The organism is Moorena sp. SIO3I6, assembly GCF_010672095.1.
In genome coordinates, this window is the sequence record NZ_JAAHHU010000044.1 from 21,524 (window position 1) to 45,432 (window position 23,909).

General features: G+C 43.2%; 21 protein-coding genes. 7 read left to right on the top strand and 14 right to left on the bottom strand.

The genetic code is table 11. From position 1 onward, the window contains the following. Positions 1-159 precede the first annotated feature (159 nt). Entirely contained in the window at positions 160-555 is a 396-nt protein-coding gene (locus F6K49_RS15115) for a glycosyltransferase (protein ID WP_293097930.1), read from the bottom strand. 509 nt (positions 556-1,064) lie between these two features. Here F6K49_RS15115 and F6K49_RS15120 point away from each other — a divergent pair. After that, positions 1,065-1,907, top strand: coding sequence for a sulfite exporter TauE/SafE family protein (locus F6K49_RS15120; RefSeq protein ID WP_293097933.1), 843 nt, complete (start codon positions 1,065-1,067; stop codon positions 1,905-1,907). 91 nt (positions 1,908-1,998) lie between these two features. Here the strand turns inward: F6K49_RS15120 and F6K49_RS15125 are convergent, their stop codons facing one another. The 5 genes from F6K49_RS15125 to F6K49_RS15145 all read right to left on the bottom strand — a co-directional run bounded on the left by F6K49_RS15125 (position 1,999) and on the right by F6K49_RS15145 (position 5,028). Continuing rightward, positions 1,999-2,556, bottom strand: a complete 558-nt coding sequence (locus F6K49_RS15125) for a Uma2 family endonuclease (RefSeq protein ID WP_293097935.1) — start codon at positions 2,554-2,556, stop codon at positions 1,999-2,001. 331 nt (positions 2,557-2,887) lie between these two features. Next, the gene (locus tag F6K49_RS15130; RefSeq protein ID WP_293029174.1) at positions 2,888-3,271 is read right to left on the bottom strand and encodes a DUF6516 family protein; all 384 of its coding nucleotides are present in this window, start codon (positions 3,269-3,271) and stop codon (positions 2,888-2,890) included. Next, positions 3,261-3,554, bottom strand: a complete 294-nt coding sequence (locus F6K49_RS15135; protein ID WP_293029176.1) for a hypothetical protein — start codon at positions 3,552-3,554, stop codon at positions 3,261-3,263. The genes F6K49_RS15130 and F6K49_RS15135 overlap by 11 nt, the downstream gene beginning before the upstream one ends. Before the next feature lie 82 nt (positions 3,555-3,636). Further along, positions 3,637-4,752 carry a glycosyltransferase gene (locus F6K49_RS15140; protein ID WP_293097937.1) on the bottom strand — a complete coding sequence of 372 codons (1,116 nt, stop codon included), beginning with the start codon at positions 4,750-4,752 and terminating at the stop codon, positions 3,637-3,639. A gap of 123 nt (positions 4,753-4,875) precedes the next feature. After that, complete coding sequence (locus F6K49_RS15145; RefSeq protein WP_293097939.1) at positions 4,876-5,028, bottom strand: hypothetical protein; 153 nt, start codon at positions 5,026-5,028, stop codon at positions 4,876-4,878. A gap of 2 nt (positions 5,029-5,030) precedes the next feature. On the opposite strand from F6K49_RS15145, the gene F6K49_RS15150 reads away from it, so the two are divergent. After that, positions 5,031-6,431, top strand: a complete 1,401-nt coding sequence (locus F6K49_RS15150) for a hypothetical protein (protein WP_293097941.1) — start codon at positions 5,031-5,033, stop codon at positions 6,429-6,431. Between the two features lie 201 nt (positions 6,432-6,632). Continuing rightward, on the top strand, positions 6,633-7,667 hold the full coding sequence (locus tag F6K49_RS15155) for a sulfotransferase (protein WP_293097943.1): 1,035 nt from the start codon (positions 6,633-6,635) through the stop codon (positions 7,665-7,667). Between the two features lie 112 nt (positions 7,668-7,779). On the opposite strand, the gene F6K49_RS15160 is transcribed toward F6K49_RS15155, so the two are convergent. Both F6K49_RS15160 and F6K49_RS15165 read right to left on the bottom strand, forming a co-directional pair. Beyond that, a complete protein-coding gene (locus tag F6K49_RS15160) occupies positions 7,780-8,355 on the bottom strand; it encodes a DUF4276 family protein (protein WP_293097945.1) in 576 nt (191 codons plus the stop codon). After that, entirely contained in the window at positions 8,355-9,539 is a 1,185-nt protein-coding gene (locus F6K49_RS15165) for an AAA family ATPase (protein WP_293097947.1), read from the bottom strand. The genes F6K49_RS15160 and F6K49_RS15165 overlap by 1 nt, the downstream gene beginning before the upstream one ends. A 510-nt stretch (positions 9,540-10,049) precedes the next feature. On the opposite strand from F6K49_RS15165, the gene F6K49_RS15170 reads away from it, so the two are divergent. Next, complete coding sequence (locus tag F6K49_RS15170; protein WP_293097949.1) at positions 10,050-11,252, top strand: glycosyltransferase; 1,203 nt, start codon at positions 10,050-10,052, stop codon at positions 11,250-11,252. 173 nt (positions 11,253-11,425) lie between these two features. Here F6K49_RS15170 and F6K49_RS15175 read toward each other — a convergent pair whose 3' ends face one another. From F6K49_RS15175 to F6K49_RS15185, 3 genes are all read right to left on the bottom strand, one after another. Next, positions 11,426-13,669: an alpha/beta fold hydrolase gene (locus F6K49_RS15175; RefSeq protein ID WP_293097952.1), complete on the bottom strand. Its 2,244-nt coding sequence runs from the start codon at positions 13,667-13,669 to the stop codon at positions 11,426-11,428. Positions 13,670-15,185: 1,516 nt separating this feature from the next. Beyond that, positions 15,186-15,374 carry a hypothetical protein gene (locus F6K49_RS15180; protein WP_293097955.1) on the bottom strand — a complete coding sequence of 63 codons (189 nt, stop codon included), beginning with the start codon at positions 15,372-15,374 and terminating at the stop codon, positions 15,186-15,188. Between the two features lie 104 nt (positions 15,375-15,478). Next, positions 15,479-15,691, bottom strand: a complete 213-nt coding sequence (locus tag F6K49_RS15185; protein WP_293097958.1) for a hypothetical protein — start codon at positions 15,689-15,691, stop codon at positions 15,479-15,481. Between the two features lie 1,531 nt (positions 15,692-17,222). Here F6K49_RS15185 and F6K49_RS15190 point away from each other — a divergent pair. Next, positions 17,223-18,374 carry a DUF1972 domain-containing protein gene (locus F6K49_RS15190; protein ID WP_293021589.1) on the top strand — a complete coding sequence of 384 codons (1,152 nt, stop codon included), beginning with the start codon at positions 17,223-17,225 and terminating at the stop codon, positions 18,372-18,374. A gap of 161 nt (positions 18,375-18,535) precedes the next feature. Here the strand turns inward: F6K49_RS15190 and aroA are convergent, their stop codons facing one another. Both aroA and F6K49_RS15200 read right to left on the bottom strand, forming a co-directional pair. Then, on the bottom strand, positions 18,536-19,888 hold the full coding sequence (gene aroA, locus F6K49_RS15195; protein ID WP_293097974.1) for a 3-phosphoshikimate 1-carboxyvinyltransferase: 1,353 nt from the start codon (positions 19,886-19,888) through the stop codon (positions 18,536-18,538). Positions 19,889-20,034: 146 nt separating this feature from the next. Further along, entirely contained in the window at positions 20,035-20,424 is a 390-nt protein-coding gene (locus F6K49_RS15200; protein ID WP_293021591.1) for a hypothetical protein, read from the bottom strand. 140 nt (positions 20,425-20,564) lie between these two features. Here F6K49_RS15200 and queA point away from each other — a divergent pair, with 140 nt between their 5' ends. Further along, positions 20,565-21,773, top strand: a complete 1,209-nt coding sequence (queA, locus tag F6K49_RS15205; RefSeq protein ID WP_293097961.1) for a tRNA preQ1(34) S-adenosylmethionine ribosyltransferase-isomerase QueA — start codon at positions 20,565-20,567, stop codon at positions 21,771-21,773. A 263-nt stretch (positions 21,774-22,036) separates the two neighbouring features. Beyond that, a complete protein-coding gene (locus tag F6K49_RS15210; RefSeq protein ID WP_293064035.1) occupies positions 22,037-22,822 on the top strand; it encodes a Uma2 family endonuclease in 786 nt (261 codons plus the stop codon). Positions 22,823-22,944: 122 nt separating this feature from the next. Here F6K49_RS15210 and F6K49_RS15215 read toward each other — a convergent pair. Then, positions 22,945-23,909: efflux RND transporter permease subunit (locus F6K49_RS15215; protein ID WP_293097965.1), on the bottom strand; the 965-nt coding region annotated here is incomplete at its 5' end.

Genomic DNA, 23,909 nt, shown 5'->3' on the forward strand with positions numbered 1-23,909 from the left:
AATTTCCGAATCTTGCCGGAAATTACCAAGGCTTTTACTAGGTGCTAAACAGTTAGCTTGATGGAGTGGAATTTATTATAAACCAACTCACCTCAAAAATAATATTAAAAATTGTTAAGAGTTTTCTGAAGTAGTGACATGCTCCCGCTGCACCCTGCACTATAGTTCATTAATCGCATCAGCATAAGCCATTGCTGCTGTTTCCCACTTCGGCAAATTACTACTAATCTCAACTAATTGTTTTTCTTTCAAACCACCCATTACCTTCTCGGCTGCCTCCCTAGGCTGATCAGGATCAACGGTAATGATGGCAGACCCCCCTGCTTCTAAACCGGCTTGATTCCCTTGAGAGACCACCACGAAGCGACCAAATGATGCGGCTTCGGCAATCGGTAATCCAAAGCCCTCCCGGTCAGATAGAAACACTACCGCTGTTGCCTCTCGATACCATTGAGCTAGAATGCGATCGCTTATGTGGCCATGATACTGAACCCAAGGCAAGGTCTCAATTGACTTCAGGAACGCTTCACCGCTAGCTTGGGTCGAAGTATTCATCCCTCCTATGGACTTACGAAGTTTAGTTGGTGATCGGTAATTGGTAATTGGTGTACGCCAATTTTCCTGGAGTCCAGTTTTGGGTAAGTCCTGTTGCCTTGATGAGACCTAGGTGTATAAATTGGTTTCAGCTCAAGTGGGGCAAGGCTTTCATAATTATGCTATTTTTTTAGCATAATAAAGTAACTAATTTAACGTTTTTTTTGAATTCTTAATTAATTAGTTAAATATTTTTTTATCCCTGCTATTTTTTGATAATCCCCTAAATATTAATTAATTAGGTTTGAACAAATAATAAAAAAAAAACTTATCAAATTAGTTTCCACAACAATCTACTCATCTTCAAGATTTTAAAGTTTATGTATTCAGTGTTTAAGTTTATTTAATCCCAACGTTATATTCGTTATAGTCTATTGTGTGTACTCACAGTTTGGACAAGCTGGCTGATTATTATTGAACCCAGTCGAGCTATTTACAACCTGATTGAACATTGGGAATTTGCCTTCACAATGGTCTTTGGTTCGATGGTTGCAGGAGCCACAAGTATGGGAGGAGGCGCAGTTGCTTTTCCAGCTTTAACAAAGTGGCTTCACGTCTCTCCCCCCGATGCAAAACTCTTTTCTTTAGCTATTCAAAGTATTGGCATGAGTGCCGCCTCTTTTACGATTGTGGCTATGAAAACTCCAGTAGAATGGAAGTTAATTCGTTGGGTGAGTTTAGGGGGAATTCCAGGTATTTTTATGGGAACAGCTTTTTTGGCTCCTTTACTTCCTCCCGAAGTCATTAAAATTTCATTTACAATGATGGTGAGCAGTTTTGCCCTCATTTTAATTCACTTAAATTTAACTAAGACTGAACGGAAATTGACGATTGAACACTGGGGTAAACGAGAAAAAATTTTATCTCTAGTAGTCGGATTAATGGGCGGTATGATTAGTGGGTTAGTTGGGAGTGGAATGGATGTTTTTGCCTACTCTGTAATGGTGTTACTGTTTGGCTTGTGTGAGAAAGTTAGCACTCCAACGTCAGTGATTTTGATGGCAATTAATGCCATCACAGGCTTTTTAATTCATAACTTTATCCTGGGGGATTTTGTCACTCCCGTCAGTAATTATTGGTTAGCGGCGGTTCCGGTTGTGGTAGTAGGTGCGCCAACCGGAGCAATTCTTTGTAGTCTGATGAAACGCCAAATGGTGGTTTGGATTTTGATTAGTTTAATTGGAATTGAATTGCTGACTTCTTTACTGTTGATTCCGCTCACGACATCCGTAGTTTCGGCTGGATTGTTTGCCCTGATTTTATTTACTTCATTTTATTATCTGATGTATCGCACAAAACTGAGACGCGCTTAATTGAGTGATTCTTGGTTTTATCATTCTCTTAAAATCATTCTATTATTCAGCAACGCCAGACCGCTTCCTATGAGATGCACCCCATGTAACCTTACCCTAGGGTTAACCACCCAAAAACTTGCTCAACTGTTAGTTCTAACTCTACTCCATTGAGAATCGGTAACGTAGAGGTTGCTGAAAGGATTTCCAATCGTTGAGTCTGATCAATCACGATAATACTTTCTTCTTCCGGATCAATTAACCATCCTAGTTCGGTTCCATTACGCAAACAGTGGATGAGTTTGCTCAGGACTTTGGTTTGTCTTTGGTCTGGGGAAAGAATTTCGATTGCCCAATCTGGATGTATTTCAAAGCGGTTGGCAATTTTGCCAGTTGGTTCAATGGGGATGTTTGCCCAACGAAATACTGTGATGTCGGGAATAATTGATTCACCCCCAAAGGTACAGCGCAGTTCCGGGAAAGCCTTGGCAATTTTGTTGGGATTAGCGACTCGATTGATAGCTTGACACAATTCAATCTGAAGCAGACTATGTTGGCCTTGTGGCATGGGCTTAACAATGATTTCCCCATTGATAAATTCTGATCGGGGTTTGGTTTCTGGGAGTTTGAGGAACTCCTCTAAGCTTAGGGGTGGAGTGGCTGTGGTCATATATAGCGGTTTTTAATTAGGTGAGGTGCATTTTTTAGAGAGCAGGGAGCAGGCAAGAGGCAAGAGGCAAGAGGCAAGAGGCAAGAGGCAAGAGAAAAAAAATTCTGTGTACCTCGTAGCTATGAAAAACGCTGTAATAATGGTAAATAGCGAAAATAATGACACCCAACACTTTTAAAAATAATTGCTTGTTAATTATAGCAAGAGGTTTAATCTGTACTTTTGTTATTTGTTGGATTTCGTGGTATAAACCCAACCTACAAGATGGTGATGAACGCTCGTTCGCCGCTACAGGATTGACCGTAGGTCACGCTACGCGAAAGCACTAAAACTAAACTAATATTTTTTCAATCTCCTTAAGTACCTCAGCTAAAAAAGGAGCATTAGATTGAACAATATTATCCTCACTTCCATCATGTTTATGATGAGGAAAAGTAGCAAGATTTAATTTTCGATGGTGTTCGGTATTATCATAGCGGAAAATTAGATTATTATCGTAATTCATATATTGATAACTATACATTTTTCTATCGATTGAAATTTCTACATAGACAAATTCTCGGAAATGGAGCAAGGAATTATCTTGGAAATTTATCTTGCCTCTGATAAACCCTTCATACATTCCTCTTTTTTCCCGTTCAATAGTTAACCCTTTGACTATTAGCGATGATGACAATAAAAGATCAATCTGATCAAAATAGTCTTCAATCAACAAAATAAATATCCTCTATAGATTCTTTTGTTTTTTGTAAATGTTCCAACATTTTAGATTCTCCGATCCATTCATCAAAATCAAAACTATGGACTAATTCATCGTTATTAAAGCGAGTAATAAATTCCGCTGTTGATAATTTGTATTTAGTTTCAAATTCCTGAAGGCGTTGTTCTGTCCTTTGAATTCCTGCTTTAACACTCTGTAATCTTTCTGACAAGGCACTTTGAATAATTCGTTTTAGTGAATCTGGATCTTTTGATCTAATTTTGAGTTCAGCCATCATTTTTTTAAGTTTTTTTTTATTGACGTTAATAAGGTTTATAAGGGAACAGGGAATAACGAATCGCACCCCTATTTCCTACTCCCTACTCCCTATTGAGTTCATTAATCGCATCAGCATAAGCGATCGCTGCTGTTTCCCACTTGGGCAAATTACTACTAATCTCAACTAATTGTTTTTCTTTCAAACCACCCATTACCTTCTCGGCTGCCTCCCTAGGCTGATCAGGATCAACAGTAATAATGGCAGACCCCCCTGCTTCTAAACCGGCTTGATTCCCTTGAGATACCACCACGAAGCGACCAAATGATGCGGCTTCGGCAATCGGTAGTCCAAATCCCTCCCGGTCAGACAGAAACACTACCGCTGTTGCCTCTCGATACCATTGAGCCAAAATGCGATCGCTTATGTGACCATGATACTGAACCCAAGGCAAGCTCTCAATTGAGTTGAGGAACGCTTCACCGCTAGCTTGGGTGGAAGTATTCATCCCTCCCACTAAATGCAATTCCCAAGGTTCACCACTAAGCTCTCTAAGTTGAGAGGTTAATGCCACAGCTTCCGGTAAACGCTTGGCAGCTGGGTCGATCCGACCTACCGATAACAAGAATGGTCCAGTGGGAGCAGAAATCGAGACGGTCGGTAACTTAGCTAGGGGTGAGTCTACTCCATTCGGAATAGTTTTCAGCTTCTGTTGAAGCCTTGGGTTAGGGCGAAAGTGTAGCAGGTCATTCTCCGTAGCTTTGCTTACCACGATAATCTGCTGGGCAAAACGAATCGAGGCATCCAGGTAAATTAGCGATCGCAAAGCCGTTTTTATGCGATCGCCATACTTATTAGCCGCTTTCCATTCATTCACATCATGAAGCACTGCAATAGTAGGTGGATGCCACGGCAGCACGATCGGGTTAGATAGCCACACTAGAGCCTCTACTCCTGCTTGAGCACAATACCCATTAAAGCGAGTAGCCACCCAACCATATCGCTTCGCTGGGGAGTAATCCAGCGGTGGTAGGATATTAACACTATCTGCCAACTCCTGTAGGGTAGGAGTATTCTCAAACGCATTTGGAGAAGCCAAGATTTTCACCTTAGTGCCTCGGCTGATCAGTTCCTCAACTAGAGGTGGTAGTAATCGATTGAGATACTGCCCAATCCCTAAGCGAGGACCAAGATAATGGGCAATTAAAGCAACAGACATAACTTATAGCACAGGAAACAGGGAACAGGGAGTCGGGAATCGGGAATCGGGAATCGGGAATCGGGAATCGGGAGTAGGGAGTAGGGAATAGGGAACAGGCAAAAAATCCGTGTGTGTACTCCACTAATATGAAAACCGCTGTAGCTTAGATGTAGGAATAATTTCTAACTTAGTTACAATACCACTAAATAAAATCATAAAGGAACAGGCATTTAGAAAATTTTCCACTTTCCACTCCCGACTCCCGACTCCCGACTCCCGACTCCCTAATCCCAACAATGAACAAAATAATTTCCTGGTATCGATGGGCGATGCAAACAGGGCAGCTACCATTTGCGATAATTTTAACCATAACCATCTACCAACCCTTTGAAGACTTTGTTCTCAACTGGCTCCCCTTACCATCACCGTTAATTTCATTAATACGTTTTGTTCCCGAAATTATCCTTTACATCCTAATGGTAAGGGTAATTTACCTGCGGATCTCCTCTGGTAAAGGTATACGAAAAACCCCCCTTGATATCCTGATTATTGCCTTTTTCCTCGGTACCATGATTTCCATTGTTGTTAACCATGCTGGACTTGCAGGTAGCATTAAAAACTTACGCACTAATTTTCGGTATATCTCCGTTTACTATACTGTTGTTAATATTGACATTTCTATCGAACAGCTTTCTCTATTATTAAAAAGTATTAGACTAGCCAGTTTAATCCAGGCAGGTATAGCCTCCATCCAATACTTCTTACCGGCCAGCATCACTCAGAAACTATTCACCAGGCAAGTCATCCACTCCGCCACAATGGCTGCCAAAAATGCCAGCATTGGCACCTTTGGCGACAGTGCCATCCTTTCAGGATTCCTGATGTTAGCAATTTCAGTATTTATTAGCCATGTCTACACCCACTCTAGTCATCTTATTCCCACCTTCAAAGACTCCGCTAGTATTTTAGTGCTCTATTTCGCTAACTTTGCTTCCAAAAAGCGAGCTGCACTGATGATATCCCTACTAATTCCTATTCTAGTCTTAGTTCATCTCAAACGAAAAAGAGATACTGCCCTCATCCTCTGGTTTGCTACAGCACTTTTGATAACTGTAGTATTAATTTCTCCATTACTCAATCTTCAAACATCAGCTGCTTCAGTCTCTGAAGACGGAGAAATCCCTGATCTGACTTCTTATTTCTTCTCGATTTTTTCTCCAGATTACTGGCAACACAACTTAGAAGCTCAGCGGGGTTGGGCAGCCAAGACTATTGTTAATGGTTTGATGAATTCAGGAGGCTGGTTTGGCTTTGGTCCAGAGCCTGGTGCCTTACAAAGAGGAATAGAAAATTCCGTGATTCTCTCCCCAGATGAACAACGGCATTTATCCTGGCATGTGGAACTCTTAGAAGATGCCTACTGGTTTGCCTTCCTCGGATATTTTGGAATTGTTGGTTTGGGGATTTTTTGGATTATATTACTACGGCTTTACCAAACCTCTCAATCTCTGATTAAATCTTCTTCATCCCTGGAATACAAATCCCTTGGAGTGATGCTTTGTACTATAATTATTGTTTCTTTCTTTTACACCTTTGTGGAACGGACATTTAAACTGCGACCCTTTAGTTTTTATTTTTGGTTACTGGCTGGATTGGTAGTTAATTCCTGGTATGCTCAACAAGGAAATAGGGAATAGGGAGTAGGGAGTAGGGAGTAGGGAGTAGGGAATAGGGAATAGGGAACAGGGAACAGGGAATAGGGAACAGTATTAAAGAAAGACAAGCATTTTTTTGTTATGCTTAATCCTTACTGCTGATATACTGATCATACTGTTACCAATTCCCCCATCACCCTATCACCCTATCACCCTATCAACCTATCACCCCATCAGCCCATCATGATTGATCATCAACCAAGAGTGGAACAGATATTTGTAGTGGGAAACTCCCGTAGTGGAACTACTCTGATGGGTCTAATATTGGGATTAAATTCAGAGGTTTTCACCTTTGAGGAACTCCATTTTTTTGGGCAGTTATGGTCCGAGGAGCATCGGGACTCTTACCTAACTCAGGCAGAAGCAGAACAGCTAGCCGCTCGCCTCCTATCAATTCAGCATAGTGATGTTTTGCGTCCAGGAGATCCAAGTGACTTTAGTGAAGAAGCCAAAGCAATTATTTCCCAGTTTCCGGAGCAAAAGCTCAGCTCTGGGGATGTCTTTAAGGTATTTCTGGGATACAAAGCTGCCAAAAACAGTAAGAGGATTCCTTGTGAACAAACTCCGCGCAATGTCTTATACATGGCTGAAATCCTGGAACTTTATCCCGAAAGCAGGATTATTAATATGGTTCGTGACCCCCGAGACGTACTGCTGTCACAAAAATATAAGTGGCGAATCAAATTCCTGGGTGCCAAGAATATTCCCTATCGAGAAGCCTTCCGGTCTTGGTGCAATTATCATCCCTTTACCATCTCAAAACTTTGGAATGCCTCGATTAACGCTGCTGAAAAATTTGCCAATCATCCCCGATGTCGTACGGTGAGATTTGAAGATTTGGTAACAAATCCAGAGCAGACCGTGGCAGAAATTTGCCAGTTTCTAGGTCTGGAGTTCCAAGCTCAAATGTTGGATGTTCCTCAAAATGAGGGCGGTGTCTCATCCCATAAGCAAATCACACCAAAACGTCGGGGGATTGACCCCAATACCACAGGAAAATGGCGGCGTGGGGGACTTTCTGTGACAGAGATTCATATTTGCCAGCAAGTAACCAATACTAACATGCTCAACCATGGTTACTCCTATGCTTCGATGAAGCCCAACCCCTTCATGTTAGCATTAAGCTGGGCATTTTTACCGGTTAAATTAATTCTAGCCTTGTTAATGAATCTTCACCGAACCCGAAACATTGTTGAAGCGATTCGCAGACGCTTGTAGATGGTAGCCCTGCTATTAAAGTCTTGGGTTTTGGGAGCAGGGAGCAGGGAGCAGGGAGCAGGGAGCAGGGAGTGTCAAACAGCTTTTAGGAAATGCACCCAACCGGATTTGGTCATGGTGATACTTCTAGGAGATGTTTAATACCTTTAATAAAGACTTGAAAACTGTGGGATGTATTTTCAGTTAAAGATAAATGGGGTGCAATTTTTTTTGAATGGATTCCTGGATAGTATTCCTTAACTAAACGTTTAAGCTCTTGTTTGGCAGAGTTAAGCTTATCGGGGTTACGGTATTTCTCTTTACTTTGTTGTTTACTGAGGCTATTAGGTTTCATGTTATAGGCTTTTTCGACTGCGGCTAAGTCTCCTAAGAACCAGGATTCTAATTCATGGCAGACGATCCGAATCATCACATTATTGTCTTTTCCGGGAGTTTGACAAATTTTTAATAGTTCGGATTTGAGTGTTTTGCAATCATGGGAGTCTTGGTCATGGACGATAATGAATCTGGTGTCAGGACTATGTTGAAAGCCTTTAATTTTCTTGGGAATAGATTTCCCTAAGTCCTGTTTGCCTTGGTGGGTACTACAAATATAGGTAATTTCATTGGGGATAATTTTCGGTAGGAGTTGATCTAAAACGTTTTTCATTGAGGGTTCTTCTAGCATAAAAATCAGGTCATAACTCATTAGGGGGCAACTCCTTGAAAGAAGCCTTGAGTCCAGAGATAGCCAGGTAAGTCTCCAGCTTTGACTAGATTGACAAGGGTTGGATCATCTTTAGCCCTTGAGCATTTGGTGATCCCATCTTCTTTGGTCAGCCAAAAGATGCTCTCCAGGGGAACGGCATTTAAAAAGTCAGGGGAGTGGGTAGAGACAAAGACCTGGCCACCACGATGGGCATAACTGGCAAATTCTTCCGCGAGTTCATGTAAAAGGCTGGGGTAAAGTTGGTTTTCGGGTTCTTCGACACAGAGTAGGGGGTGAGGCTTAGGATCGAAGAGCAATATTAAATAGGCAAACATTTTCATGGTGCCATCGGAAACATAGCGATCGATAAAGGGGTCTTTAAAAGCTTGATCTTGAAATTTTAGGATTAGTCTGCCGTCTTCAGTATTTTTGGCTTCTACTTTGGAAATGCCGGGGACTCGTTGTTGCATTCGCTGGAGAATTTCCTCGAATATTTCGGGATGTTCTTGATAGATGTATTGGGCTACTAATGCCATATTATCTCCTGTGGGGGAGAGGTGTTCAGCATAGAGTGCGTCTTTGCTGCCTCTAGCTTCATTGATATGAAAGTCGGAAACATGCCAGTTTTCGATCAGGGAACGAAAGGCACTGGCGGCTTTGAAGCGTTGGAATTGTCCTAAGCCTTTTATGGCTAAAATGTCGCTGGAATCAAGTTCTTGTTTTTCCCGTTCTAGTTTTGTTTCAGGTTGGTCAAACTCTTCTTCGTTAATGATAGCGTCTCCTTTTCCTTTTTTAAAGTCTAGGAAATGAAAAGGTTTACCTTCTTTCCCACGTTTATAACGCAGAATTTCTCGTTTTATGAACGGTCGTCTATTCTCTTGTCCAATTTTAATAATATAGGTAACCAGGCGCTGAGTTCCAAGAATTTTCATACGGAACTGAAGTTCTATTTCGATATCTTCTTGCTCTTTACCTCGGGTGATAACTTCATTGAAACCGCCACGAACTTGGAGAGCTTGACGAATATTATTTTTGAGGGCATCGTGGATAAAGCCAAATATGTCAAAAAGGGTTGATTTACCGGTACCATTTGCACCAACGACAACAAAAAATGCGGGAATTTTTTCTATTTTCAGGTTTTCAAAGACACGATAGTTTTTGATTGTGATAGAAATAATTTTCATATTCTATGATTTACCTAAACAAAGATTTAAGGAGCATCCATCCCCAACTCATCATAAAACCTCCTCGATCGTGGCATCAATTTCTACCAAATTTCGATCCACTTGCTTCAACTCCGCCGCCACCACCCCTAGATTAATCTCCGCTCACTGTTGCCAAGTCTGCGATACAGCCATTACAGCCCAATCAGGTTATCAAGGCGGCGTTGCTTAATAATGGAATGATTTTAAGAGTTTCGTGGAACAGGCATCTTGCCTGTTTCTGATATTTTCACCCCAGGTAGGATGCCCACCCCACTCATATTCATTCCTTGATTCAGCAATGCCCTGTTTTTCGTGAGCATTAACCTACCGTTGGATATGTCTATGCTGCTTCAGGATCGTCTATCCTGTTATGGGAGGGGATCAATTTACCTAATTACAAAAGTAACATGCTCCCTACTAAGACGCCTAAGTCTGTTAACTGTTAAAATATAACTAATTATCAGCTGAATTAATCAGGGAAAAAGAATCATGAATATCCTGATTTCTGCTTATGGCTGTTCCCCAGTAAGAGGGTCTGAATATGGTATAGGTTGGAATGTCGTAAAACAAATAGCTAAGAACCATAGCCATAAGTGTTGGGTGCTCACTAACATAACTGATCAATCTCAGATTGAACAGGAATTGGCTAATTCACCTTTAGACAATGTTACCTTTATCTTTGTCGCAATGTCTGAAGGGTCTCGTAATTCAGGATTGTCCCATTATTTGTACTATATCGCCTGGCAGATTAGAGCATTTTTTGTGGCCAAAAAACTCCAGGACGAAATTGGCTTTGATTTGGTTCATCATGTCACCTATCAAAATTCCTGGTTGCCAACATGGATAGGCTGGCTAGGTGTGCCCTTGATTTGGAATGGTGGCGCTAAAGATAAAATTCCTTCGGTACTCTTGAAGACATTATCCCTAAAATCGGCCATGATGGAACGGATTCGGATGGTGTCGATGAATCTCCTAGGTCGCTTTACCCAGTGGTCTGTTGCTTCTCGCGCTAAATTAATTCTATCTCGGGAAGCGAGCCAATGGTCAGACAATTTACCAGTTAAAGCTTTTCCTCCCTTTGGTCTTAATCAAAAGGATATTGAAAGATTAGCTCAACTGCCCCAGCGCCAAGAAGAACCCTTTCGAGTGGTAAGTATTGGCAGATTTTTGGGTTGGAAAGGGTTTGCATTGGGCATCCGTGCCTTTGCCCAGTTCCATCGTGAACGGCCTACTAGTGAATACTGGCTGATTGGTGATGGTCCTGAAAAGGAGGGACTACAGAAATTGGCTAAAGAGCTTGGATGCGGTGATGCTGTGCGTTTTTGGGGGAAGCTTTCCCGTGATCAGGTGCTACAACGGATGGCAGAGGTGGACGTGTTAATGCATCCGAGCTTCCATGATCATTGGCCGACGGTGGTGTTGGAAGCAATGGCGTCTGGTAGACCTGTGGTTTGTCTCGATATTGGTGGACCCTCGTTGATGGTTCAAGAAGACTGGGGAATTAAAGTACCTGTGGATAACCTATCCCAAGTGATCAATGATTTAGATCAAGCACTGTTGCAGTTAGCAACTAATGGGGAAAAACGCATATCTATGGGACTAAAAGGACGAGTGATAGTCTCAGAGAATTGGTCATGGGAGATAATCGGTGAACAAATGCTGAGTTTATATCAGGAAGTTATCAATTCGTAAGCTTAAGCGCTACGCGCACGCGTGCGCGTTCAGTTATCAGCTATCAGCTATCAGCTATTTGCCTTGGCCAATGGCCACGTGAAGTCACAGGCTAGAAGCCTGTGCCACAAAGCTGACGGCTGACAGCTGACGGCTGATGGCTGATAGCTGATAGCTTAGGTTTAAATTAACCACTAACTAACAATTACCTGATCTATGGTATTCTTTATTTTTTGAGCAAGTCCCTCTACATGGGGGTCTTTGAGAAAACTCCCTGGTTGGTCATCTAAGTGCTTACCAGAGATTTCCTGGATTTCTAGGTTTCCAGTAACTAACTCTATCCAGCCTTTTTGGAGTTCTGGAGATTGGGCAATCCGCTCACTGGTCAAGAACATTGTTACTGGGTTTGGATAGTAGCGTTTGGCTACATAGTTTTTGGAAGCGAAGGTGTTAGCTTCTTGGACTTTGATGATTTGGAGAGATTGCGGTAATGAAATCCCAAGAGACTGATATAACTTAGAAACAAGCTTTAGGAATTGCTGCTTGAGTACGTCTTTAAAACCTCTATGAATCAATCGCTCAAACAGTCCCTTTAATCGGTCACTATAGCTACGTTGATAGGGACGTTGGTTTTCATTTGTGGAGAAGTGAACAGGGCTAGGTTCAAGCAGAGCTAGCAGAGCCACTGTCTCACCGTCTAAGCAGAGCAGCTGAGCAATTTCCAGAGCAATTTTACCTCCAAAGCAGTATCCTGACAGAAAATAGGGACCCTTGGGCTGAATAGTACGTATTTCCTGGAGGTAGCAGCGAGCCATATCCTCAACTGTGGTCAGGGGAGTCTGTTTGCCATCGAGACCCAATGATTGTAGTCCATAAAACGGTTGCTCCGAACCCAAGTAACGTGCCAAATCCCGAAAGCTGAGAATGTTACCACCGGCTCCATGAATACAGAATAGAGGCGGTTTGGAACCATTGGGCTGAATTGGTACTACTGAGGACCAAGGAGCAGCACTTTGGTCTTGGCGCAGCTGGTTTGCTAATTGGGCTACAGTGGGAGCTGTCAGCAGAGAAGCTAAGGGCAGTTTTTTATGGAAAACCTTCTCAATCTCAGCAAACAGGCGCACCGCTAGGAGAGAGTCTCCTCCTAGGTCATAGAAGTTATCTGTAACACTGATAGATTTGACTCCTAAGACGTTTTCCCAAATCTTGGTCAATTGACGTTCTAAGTCATCTCGGGGAGCAACAAAAGTGTTGGATGATTGTGGCTGAGGTTGGTCAGGGGCTAGCAGAGTGCTGTTGTGTTTTTGGGCATTCTCTTCTTGGCCTTTGTGCCTTAGGATGTCTTGCTGGTCAGGTGTCTGACCATGGCATCCATCCAAATCTACTGATAACCCTGCTGCCCTGAGCTGTTCTACGGTAGTGAGCAAGAAGGTTAGATCCGATTGCTGCTGTCGTGGATGACGTACCGACGTTAGCACCAGCTGCTCAACCGCTTTCTGAGAGTGTCGTTTAGTTAATGTGCTCAAGGTTCGCCCAGGCCCTACTTCTAGCAGGATGGTCTCTGGTTGTTTCAACAGCTGTTGCACACCTTGAGAAAATCGCACAGTTTGCCGCAGATGCTGTGCCCAATAGCCTGGATTGACTGCTTGCTCGGCTGTAATCCAAGTGCCAGTAACATTAGATAGGTAGGGAATTTGTGGGGGATTGAGACTAACCTGTTTTACCTGGTTGGTGAAGGAGTCCAAGATCGGTTCCATCATCTTGGAATGAAAGGCATGGGAGGTATGTAGCCTGCGGTACTCTAGCCCTTGTTGATCCAATTGGTTTTGTAATAATGCGATCGCATCAGTAGGACCAGAAATCACCGATTGGGATGGCCCGTTAATCACTGCTAAGGATAGTTCCTGACCCAACAGGGATTGCACCTCTTGTTCTGGTAAAGGAACAGCAAGCATGGAGCCACCAGGCAGTTGTTGCATCATCTGCCCTCGAAGAGCAACCAGAGATAATGCATCCTCTAAGGAAAAGACCCCAGCTACACAGGCTGCCACATATTCACCGATACTGTGACCAATCATCGCTTGGGGACGGACTCCCCACGACATCCATAACTGAGCTAGGGCGTACTCGATCACAAACAGGGCTGGCTGGGTAATACTAGTCTGTTTCAGTTGCTCTGTGGCCTGATTAGTCTGTTCCTGCTTTGGGTAGAGTACATGGCGCAGGTCAATGCCCAGATGGGGTTTGAGGAGTTCTGAGCATCGATCAATCAGTACACGAAATGTTGATATTTCATGGGTTAGTTCCAGCCCCATATTGACATATTGTGCTCCCTGTCCTGGAAACATAAATGCCACCGGCTGAAGCTTGGGCTGTTGGCCGTTTATCAATAATTGTTTCGGTAGTTGTTGGGGTTGGCGAGTACTCGGTTCTAACACATCCCTGATTTCCCAGCGTTGCTTAATAATGGAATGATTTTAACAGTGAGGTAGAATAGGCATCTTGCGTGGAACTGGCATCTTGCCAGTTTCATGCTTATTTCCGGGCGGGCAGGATGCCCACTCTACTCCTATTCATTCAAAGATTGAGCAACGCTGATTTCCCGGTTGCTGATTGGCTTACGTGCGGGAGCTATTACTTGCGGGAGCGATGATTGCTCAGATGTAACAGCAAACGTTAACTAATATAGCAAACCTTACTTATTAACCTCAACTATTTTAGCTTTTTTTTAGATTTTCTGCAAGACTGAGTCGGATTTAATCAAAGGTCGTTTAAATGGGCGACAGCGTAATCTCAAAGTATTAAATTCCACCGTTTGTGGGATGCACATGCTACGCTAACGAGGTTTATTTTCAGCTGACAGCTGATCCTATATCTTCAGGAGGCTACTTAAGCCCAGCCCAAGTAGCAACAAACAAGCATAAAATCACTATACCTATCATACTATACCATATCCTCCGGATTTGTTGTTTGTTAAGTTTATTAAAATCCTGAACTTTTTTTTCGATAGTATTCAGATAATACTGAAGGTTTTGGAGCTGATCACTATGGGCGTTTAATTTAGTTTGGGCTTTCAATAGTTCTGACTTCAGGTTTTCAACTTGGAGCTGATTATTATCCCTAAGCTCAGTAAAACGCTGCTCAAAACTTTTCTGGGCTTGCTCATGGCTCTCTGTCAGTTCAGTGAAACGCTGCTCAAAACTTTTCTGTGCTTGGGTGAGCTCCTTTATTATCTCCTTTGATTCTAACTTTAACTGTGAGGCTTATGCTAGATATTATTTTAGTTTGTTTTGGCTTTGAATCTCATCTAAGTCTACCCCAACTAGATCTACCTTTGACAAACGCCTTCCTAGTTCCTGTAGGTCTTGATCAATTCGCTTAAAACCGTTTGTAAAATCCATGAATTGTTTACTTATATAAATTTATTAATTAGGTGATTTATTCCATGATATAACCGTTAATTTTTAGTTTAATTATTCCAACTTGTTTATCTAGTTATAGGATAGGATATTATAAGGATAATGTTAAGTTTTTTTTTTGACAAATGCAAAACAAAATAGGCAGCCTATGAATCTATATATATCCGCAAATTTTAAAAATTGCTTGGGTAAAATTTCATAAATCCGATCTCAAACCATAACTCAACTTAAATTGATAACTTTAAAATACCTCAATTATACACCACAGACTCAAGTCTGTTAGTTGTTTTATAGGGATCCTCGGAATTGTGATAATTTTTGTTCCCTGTTGCCTACTCCCTACTCCCTACTCCGGTGATCTGCTGTTCCCTTTGAGATCATCCCCGCCGCTGTTGCGCAGGAGTTTTCAACTTCGACTATTCTGGTAATGATGTCAAAGAGTCCAAGATCGGTTCCATCATCTTGGCATGAAAGCGATGGGAGGTATAGCACTACGCATTCAGATTAGGAAATTTATAAACTCCGAAACCTAGTCCTAGCTTACTTTTGACTTCTGACTTTTAACTTCTGACTTGCGCGTAGCGCTATATGTAGCCTGCGGTAGTCTACCTCTTGTTGAGCCAACTGGCGCATGAATAATGCGATGTTTCTTTGGAACCGCTTCGCGATTGACCGTTTGCGCAGCGTCTGGCACTGCCAGTAAGGTCACGCTACGCGATCGCATCAGTAGGACCTTTAATCACCGATTGGGATGGCCCATTAATCACTGCTAAGGATATAGCGGGTTTTACCCTAATGAGGTACACATATTTTTTTACCTTTTCCCTCTTATGACTTCACTGCTACCTGCTCCGAAGTCCCTGCTTCCTGCTCCCTAAAACCCGAAAAATTGTACCTTACTAGCTTAAAAAACGCTAGAGTGGAATTGGTGAATCGAGCAATGAATAGGAGTAGAGTGGGCATCCTGCCCGCTCGAAAATAAGGAGGAAACTGGCAAGATGCCAGTTCTACGCAAGATGCCAGTTCCACCAAGATGCCCATTCCACCTCACTCTTAAAATCATTCCATTATTAAGCAACGCCAGGATAGTTCCTGACCGAGCTTGGATTACTTGCGGGAGCCATGATTGCTCAGATGTAACAGCAAACCTTAACTAATATAGCAAACCTTACTTATTCAAGTAATACAGTATAGCTTTTTTTCCCGGATTTATTCAATACTTAGCCTGAAAACAGGGTAAAACGATTTACTGTGAGCCAACTCAGCGCGCTGTTTGAGATTTTTTTTGAGATTTTTTTGATCAATCAGGACTTACCCATTGCCCCGATTGCTCCACCAAACTTAGTATATTTTTTGAGTACTACCCACCATATTTAGTGGGTTAGCCAGCCAAAACCAACTAAATTTCGTAAGTTCTATAAATCCTGGAACTTTAATCATCAAATCTACGTCACTAGGTAGTTTATTCCCTTAAAATAGCTAAGTGTTTCCCCTACTCGATAGATGAGTTCACAGTTTTTTCACAAAGTTTGATTAACTTGTTACCCAAGTCTGATCACTAAAGTCTGATCACTAATCAGATGTTGCTTCAGCTCAATTTAATTGTTGGAGGTTTTTCCATAAACTCGCTCAGTTCCACGTCGATCATCGTTGAGTTGATTGGATGGGATATACTACAATAATAATATGTAGCCGTTTATTTACAATTGATTGACCGCTGTTGACAACATTAACTTTTTTTAAAATCTCGACTTTTGACAGGGATTTTAAGATATAGCAGTCGAAGTAAAGCTTAAGACATCTTCTGCTCCCTGCTCCCTGCCCCCCTTACTAAGGGAGGGGGGATTCCTGCTCCCTTTCAACCAAAAGACTATGTCCTAAACTATACTTCCCTTGCTATACTGTGTGAAAGGCTGATTAAATAGCAAAGCCATTGTTAAACCGTTTGGAAAACTAATGGTGATTATTGGATCTATGTTCAAGTTATTCGTCATCAAAAATCCTGACATGCTAACAGATTATGGCACTTTTGACAAGTTGGCACAACCGCTTCAACGACCGCCTAAAGTTCAGAGACTATTTATCACACAAATCCTAAATGTGTAGGGGACACAGCGTGAAGCGTGTCACATCCCCTCTGCTCGGTGGTAGTGCGTTCCAGCAGTATTACAATCAAATCAAGTCTGACATTAACCTAGTCCCGGAACGTATTATACTTAATGGTTTTAAGGGTTTGTTGATAAATACCATCTCAGTGATGGCAGGTGATAGTCCATTGTCAAACTGCGCCAAACTAACAGAGTTTTGACAAATCATGGCCTAGGCTTATCCTGGGAATCTCCTTGATTGATAAAGCAGCTCAAGGTAGACCAAAAAATTATCGGGTTTATCTACCTCTCTTGATGCAGTCGCTCATGGGGGAAACCCCCAAGACCGCGCTGCATCGCTTTGATAGCCGTTTGTTATCGGCTGTTCGGTGCATTGTCGTTATTCAACTCAGTTAGTCTAAGTAACTTGTGAATTGGGAAGGCAAATTTTTGCCTTTGTATACTGTTAGACTGGGGCATCTAAAATGTTGAAATTATCAATTCTTGGTATCCGTGGCATTCCCGCTCAATATGGTGGATTTGAAACTTTCGCGGAACGGCTGTCAAAATATCTTGTATCTCAGGGATGGGAAGTCACAGTCTATTGTCAGGAAGAGCACAAAAATCAGATGTTTGAAGAATACTGGCATGGTATTCGTCTGGTTCATATACCGGTTCCCTATAGCAACGCACTGGGATCGATCATTTTTGACTGGAAATCTACATTACATGCCCTCAAGCAAAAGGGAATCGTGCTTACCCTTGGCTATAACACAGCCATCTTCAGTATTTGGTATCGCCTCAAAGGGATTACCAATTTTATGAATATGGATGGTCTGGAATGGAAACGCAGTAAATGGAGGCTTCCTGAAAAAATTTGGTTATATCTCAATGAATGGGCTGGGTGTTGGTTAGCTAACAGTTTAATTGCTGATCATCCAGAAATCAAGAGTCATTTATTGACTCGAAAAGTAGCTTCTGATAAAATTACGGTAATTCCTTATGGAACCGAGAAAGTTGTTAATGCAGACTCACAACTTTTAACCGCGTATAATCTGGCTCCGAAGGAGTATGCTTTGGTAATTGCTAGACCTGAACCAGAAAACTCGATTCTAGAGATTGTTTCTGGCTTTTCCAGGCGACCTCGGGGTCTTAAATTGGTGGTGCTTGGTCGCTATTTACCTGATCAAGTACCCTATCACAAACAAGTTCTAGAAGCAGCCAGTGATGAGGTTATCTTTCCTGGTGCTATCTATAATAAGTCAGTTGTTAATGCCTTGAGATTCCACGCACGACTGTATATTCATGGACATCAAGTTGGTGGCACTAATCCTTCTTTAGTAGAAGCCCTCAGCGCTGGTCAACCGGTTCTGGCAAACAATAATCGCTTCAATCGTTGGGTTGCAGGACCCGGTGCTCACTATTTCAAAAATGAAGCAGAATTGGACGAGAAACTGGAGATACTGCTAAATGATGGTGATGAACTGCAAAAAATGAAACTAGCGAGCAAAGAGCGCTACGATGAGGAATTTGCTAAGGATAAGGATATTAAAGCCTACGAAAGGTTGTTTTTATCCAAAGCTAAGCAGCTGCGTAAACTAGCTTTGTTAACTTCTCCAATCCCTGAAATAGAGTGATAGCCTTCATAAGTTGAGCTACTTAGTTGGGCTAGCTGCTCGGGGAAAAATTTGGGTTAAAGGGTAACGAGTAATGGGTAAAGGGTAATGTTAGAAACCTTTACCCATTACTTTATTTATTTTGAGCGGTGAGCTAAAAGCTCACGCTACGCGAACAGCGGTCAACAAGCCTTAATTACCTCTTCCAAGGTGGTAGTGAAGTTTGGATAGGAGATGGCAGCCGCTTCAGCACCGTGAATGGTAGTTGTACCTTGGGAATTTAGGGCTGCGATCGCTAAACTCATGGCAATGCGGTGGTCAGTATGACTATCCACTTCTGTACCAGTTAAGGGAGTACCACCGATAATCTCTAGACCATCGGGCAATTCAGTGACCTTAGCTCCCATCTGGTTCAACTGGGATGCCATCACCGCTAAGCGATCGCTTTCCTTGACTCGCAGTTCTGCTGCATCCCGAATGATAGTAGTTCCTTGGGCAAAGACTGCTGCTACTGCTAAAATTGGCACTTCATCAATCAGGCGGGGAATCAAGTCACCCGCAATGGTGCATCCTTTGAGGTTACCGTGACCTACCCGCAAATCTGCCACCGGCTCCCCAGCGACAACTCGCTGATTTAACAGCTCAATATCAGCCCCCATCATGGATAGGGCTTCTAAAATACCTGTACGGGTAGGGTTGACACCGACATTTTCCACAATCAGTTCTGAACCCGGTACAATAGCTCCGGCTACTAACCAAAAGGCAGCTGAGCTAATATCACCAGGAACAATTACGGTTTGCCCTTGCAACTGAGCCGGTCCTGTGACGGTAACACTATTGGTTTTTGGGTCAGTAATAATTTGAGCGCCAAAGGCTTTGAGCATCCGTTCGCTGTGGTCACGGGAGAGGGCTGGTTCAGTGACAGTTGTTTGTCCTTCGGTCATTAAACCAGCGAGGAGAATACAGGATTTTACTTGAGCTGAGGCGATGGGAGAGTGGTAGTGAATTGGTTTAAGAACCGAGCCTTTAATGGCCAGGGGAGCGAGCGTTGCACCTTCACGCCCCCAGATGCTTGCTCCCATTTGTTGTAGGGGTTTCACCACACGGGACATCGGACGCGATCGCAAAGACTTGTCACCAGTTACAGTAAAAAATCGGTCAGCAGCAGAGGCGAGTAGTCCTAGCATCAGTCGTAGGGTAGTACCCGAGTTACCTGCATTTAAGACATCAACGGGTTCTTGCAGCTTCCCTAGTCCTATACCCTTAACAATCACTTGTTCAGTATTAAGTTCCGAGATATCTGCGCCCAAAGCACGAAAGCAGCTAGCAGTGCTTTGGGGGTCTTCTCCCAAAAGTAACCCTTTAATGGTAGTTTCTCCTTGCGCGATCGCTCCCAACATTAAGGCTCGATGGGAAATCGATTTATCCCCTGGTATCCTTATAACTCCCTGCAAAGATAGACCAGATGTTGGGGGATTTATGCTTAAATTCTGTTGATTTTCCGTCGTAGTTAGGGTGACTAGATTGGCTGGCAAGGGCATAGACTTCGGTTACATTACCATGCTGCATCATAACCGATTTTACCAAAATTATAGGTATTACTAAGATCTGGCACCGTTGTGATTAATCCTAGGGTGGGCAGTGCCTAGCGACGTGCAAAGCCCACCCTAGGTGAAGTTGCTCATGCCAAGGTTTCTGGACAATATCCCAACCCCATGGTGAATTGTTCGCAAAAAGCTTCTATGTCGCTCTGGTTTGGACTACCATGAGAAACCACAGCAACTTGGTAGCGACGCATGACCTCTACCGGTGACTGTCCGGTTTCCAGACTCCACAGAGCCATTTGCACACGAATGTCTGGGCTGTAGGGAATCCCCAACTCGTTCATATAAGCCCGAAAGTCTCCATGTTGTTGAGCCGTTAAGGGTGTGTCCATCTTGACCTTAACCACCCAGCCATCAATCCGATGAATCACCGTGGCAAATTTTATAGGTAGCTGGGGCGAGTCTTTTATATACTCAACGACTCGCAGAGTTAGACTGGCATTAGCTAAAAAGTAAAGGTAATCCATAGAGAGGAGTTAGTTAGTAACCAACTGAGGCTTGATATCCTATTGCTGTATCTTTATTTTGGCAAGGCAGGATTGCTAACGGACAGGGGATATTCCCCCGATCTTAGATAGGGGATATTCCCCAATTTAGGAATAACAGCATGACAGGGATTGACAAACAGACATCCACGCACCAAATCGACCAATTAGTCTCAAGCTATGACTATGAACTACCCCAAGAGCAAATTGCCCAAACACCCTTGAGCGAGAGGGATGGTTCAAAACTGCTGGTGGTAGATTCACCAACTCACCATAGCCACCACATCTTTAGGGAATTACCTCAGCTATTGCAACCGGGTGACCTATTGATCCTCAATAACACCAGGGTTATCCCCGCTCGACTCTATGGGCGTAAATCCACTGGTGTGCCTGTGGAGATATTGTTGTTAGAAGAGCGACAACATCAGGGACAACACCAGGGACAACAGCAGGGACAACACCAGAGTTGGCTAGCTTTAGTCAAACCAGGTAGGCGTCTCAAGCCAGGAGCAGAGATTTGGTTTACTCCCTCATCCGACCTTGGGCTCAACGATAGTACCGTATCAAAACACCTAACTACCCCCCTACCTCCTCTGAAAGCAACTGTTCTGGCAACAGATGAAGCGACCAGTGGGCGGATATTGCAGTTTGATTTCCCAGAGGGAGTATCCTGGGAAACCCTGTTGGAGTTGTATGGTCAGGTTCCTCTACCCCCCTATATCCAAGACTCTCAAGCTACCCCAGACCAGTATCAAACCATTTATGCTCAAAAGAACGGTGCTGTTGCTGCTCCCACTGCTGGACTCCATTTCACCAATGAGCTGATGGAAAACTGCCGCCAACAGGGAATTCGGCTAGGGTATATCACCCTACACGTGGGGGTTGGTACATTTCGACCTGTAGAAGTGGAGGATATTACCGAGCACGACATGCACGGAGAGTGGCTAGAAGTCCCCCAATCAACTGTCGAGCAAATTCAGGAAACTAGAGCAACCGGAGGCAGAGTGATTGCTGTAGGCACAACCGTAGTCCGTGCTCTAGAGGGAGCCGTTGTGGATGGGGAATTACAACCCTATTGTGGTAAGACTAACTTATTTATCTACCCAGGCTATCAGTGGCAGGTAGTGGAGGGATTGATTACCAATTTCCACTTACCTCGGTCGAGTTTATTAATGTTAGTTAGCGCCATGGTAGGCAGGGAGCGGTTACTGACCTTATACCAGGATGCGATCGCTCTTAGTTATCGCTTTTATTCCTTTGGTGATGCGATGTTAATTTTTCCAGAAGCTAGAGATGTTCCCAGGGAACAGGGAATAGGGAGTAGGGAGTAGGGAATAGGGAGTAGGGAGTAGGGAGTAGGGAGCGGTGCGACCCGTGGCGAATTTAATTCTTAATGGGTCAAGCGCACTCCCTGGGAAGAGGTAAAAAATCCTTGTACCTCGTTACTATCAGAAACCCTATCAACAATAATTAAATTTTGAACTTCTATACCAGATTTTTAGCAAAAAAGATAGATCCAAGCGCTGGGTTTTTTACCAAATTTCAACGATATCGTAGCTGTGGGCGTTAAATTTGAGTAGGTAATGCGATCGCTATGTCTAAAACCATGACCTCTGCTGTTGTGCCTAATACTCCTTATCTGCCAACTCAGTATGACCTTCCCTGTGATGACGGTATTCCGATGGAAACTGAACGACATAAACTCCAGATGCAATTGCTGATTGATCCGTTATTGCCTTGGTTAGCCCAGCGGGAGGATGGCTATGTGGGCGGTAATATGTTTCTTCATTTCAGTGAAGCACAACTTAAAAATCAAGACTTCCGGGGTCCAGATGTCTTTGTAGTGCTTGGGGTTCCCAAAGGCGAACGACTCAGTTGGGTAGTTTGGGAAGAAGGTAAAGCACCTGATGTGATCATTGAATTAATTTCACAGAGTACAGCCAAGACCGATAAAACTACCAAAAAACTAGTTTATCAAGACCAAATCAGAGTATCGGAATATTTTTGGTACGACCCGTTTAATCCAGAGGATTTTGCCGGATTTAGCTTAGACAATGGTGTGTATCAGCCGTTAAGTGAAGATGAACAGGAGCGACTAATTAGCGAAAGATTAGGGTTAGCCTTAGTGCGTTGGTCAGGCTTGTATAAGGATGTAGAGGCCACTTGGCTGCGTTGGGCTACCTTGGAAGGAATTGTGCTACCTACTCCTGAAGAAAATGCAGCGATCGCTCAAGAACAAGCGGGGATCGCTCAAGAACAAGCGGGGATCGCTCAAGAACAAGCGGGGATCGCTCAAGAACAAGCGGCGATCGCTCAAGAACGGGCTGACAAACTCGCTGCTCGCTTACGAGCAATGGGAGTAAATCCAGAGGAAGTTTGAAGAATAACAAGAGGCAAAGGGCAAGAGTCCTCACCTAGTCGAGCCTTTAGCTGATAACTGATAACTGATAGCTGATAGCTTACACTAAAACCAACTTTTGCCTCTTGCCTGTTGCCTCTTGCCTATCTCTGATTTGGCGTCAACTGTAAATACAAACAGGGAATCACCAGTAACGCACTCAAGGTTGAGGCACATAAACCAAAGATAATTGCCATACATAAAGGAAACCAAATGGGATCACTTAGTGCTAAAGGAATCAAACCAACCATGGTGGTAATACTGGTGGTCAGTACCGGGCGCAGTCGGTCAGAAGCACCATGAGCTGCAGCTTGTCGCACTTTCATTCCACTTGAGCGATGCTTGTTCATGGTTTCTACGATCACGATGGAATCATTAACTACAATTCCCACTAGAGAAATAATCCCAATCATGGTAGGAAACGAAAGGGGTATCCCGAGCAAAGAGAAACCACTAAAGGTGCCAATCAAAGCAAAGGGGATAGAGAGCATAATAATGAAAGGCTGGGTGAAAGAGCCAAATTGCAGCACCAGTACCGAAAAAACTAAGAAAAGTGATACATAGGACATCTGAATTGCAGAACCAAAGGTCTCACTTTGAGTTTCAGCCTCTCCGCCGAATTTGTAATCATAACCTGGAGACCAGGTTTTCTTCATTTGCTCTAATTTTGGCTGTAACTCTGCCAAAATCTCTCCAGGAGTGCGACCTTTAGCTTTAGAATAAACAGTAACTGTGCGTTCAGTATCTGTATGGGTAATCGATAGGGGAGCCATGCTCTGCTCAATATCCAATATCGCATTTCCCGATATTGCTCCGTGGTCTGATGAAAACACTTGAAACATTCTCAACTCATCACGACGAGTGGGACCACCGACAGCGCCATTGCGGGAGGGCCAGGCAGTACTCAGGCGAATTTCTAAGTCGTCTTTTCCTGCTCTAATCGCAGAGTCTGTAATCTCGTTATCGGTCATAATGTAGCGTCCCTGCAGGGCTAGGTCATTTTCACTGATGCCATAAAAATCCATAGCTTCCCGTTTGGGTCGAAGTTTGATATCGTTGCGCAAGTCTC

What these genes read in the sequence shown, in the direction of transcription:
- F6K49_RS15140 (WP_293097937.1), bottom strand. Translation starts at nt 4,752, where the DNA reads ATGTCTGTTGCTTTAATTGCCCATTATCTTGGTCCTCGCTTAGGGATT.
- F6K49_RS15165 (WP_293097947.1), bottom strand. Translation starts at nt 9,539, where the DNA reads ATGAAAATTATTTCTATCACAATCAAAAACTATCGTGTCTTTGAAAAC.
- F6K49_RS15120 (WP_293097933.1), top strand. Translation starts at nt 1,065, where the DNA reads ATGGTCTTTGGTTCGATGGTTGCAGGAGCCACAAGTATGGGAGGAGGC.
- queA (WP_293097961.1), top strand. Translation starts at nt 20,565, where the DNA reads ATGACAGGGATTGACAAACAGACATCCACGCACCAAATCGACCAATTA.
- F6K49_RS15180 (WP_293097955.1), bottom strand. Translation starts at nt 15,374, where the DNA reads ATGCGATCGCGTAGCGTGACCTTACTGGCAGTGCCAGACGCTGCGCAA.
- F6K49_RS15115 (WP_293097930.1), bottom strand. Translation starts at nt 555, where the DNA reads ATGAATACTTCGACCCAAGCTAGCGGTGAAGCGTTCCTGAAGTCAATT.
- F6K49_RS15170 (WP_293097949.1), top strand. Translation starts at nt 10,050, where the DNA reads ATGAATATCCTGATTTCTGCTTATGGCTGTTCCCCAGTAAGAGGGTCT.
- F6K49_RS15190 (WP_293021589.1), top strand. Translation starts at nt 17,223, where the DNA reads ATGTTGAAATTATCAATTCTTGGTATCCGTGGCATTCCCGCTCAATAT.
- F6K49_RS15155 (WP_293097943.1), top strand. Translation starts at nt 6,633, where the DNA reads ATGATTGATCATCAACCAAGAGTGGAACAGATATTTGTAGTGGGAAAC.
- F6K49_RS15210 (WP_293064035.1), top strand. Translation starts at nt 22,037, where the DNA reads ATGTCTAAAACCATGACCTCTGCTGTTGTGCCTAATACTCCTTATCTG.
- F6K49_RS15200 (WP_293021591.1), bottom strand. Translation starts at nt 20,424, where the DNA reads ATGGATTACCTTTACTTTTTAGCTAATGCCAGTCTAACTCTGCGAGTC.
- F6K49_RS15150 (WP_293097941.1), top strand. Translation starts at nt 5,031, where the DNA reads ATGAACAAAATAATTTCCTGGTATCGATGGGCGATGCAAACAGGGCAG.
- F6K49_RS15135 (WP_293029176.1), bottom strand. Translation starts at nt 3,554, where the DNA reads ATGATGGCTGAACTCAAAATTAGATCAAAAGATCCAGATTCACTAAAA.
- F6K49_RS15160 (WP_293097945.1), bottom strand. Translation starts at nt 8,355, where the DNA reads ATGAGTTATGACCTGATTTTTATGCTAGAAGAACCCTCAATGAAAAAC.
- F6K49_RS15125 (WP_293097935.1), bottom strand. Translation starts at nt 2,556, where the DNA reads ATGACCACAGCCACTCCACCCCTAAGCTTAGAGGAGTTCCTCAAACTC.
- F6K49_RS15185 (WP_293097958.1), bottom strand. Translation starts at nt 15,691, where the DNA reads ATGGGCATCTTGGTGGAACTGGCATCTTGCGTAGAACTGGCATCTTGC.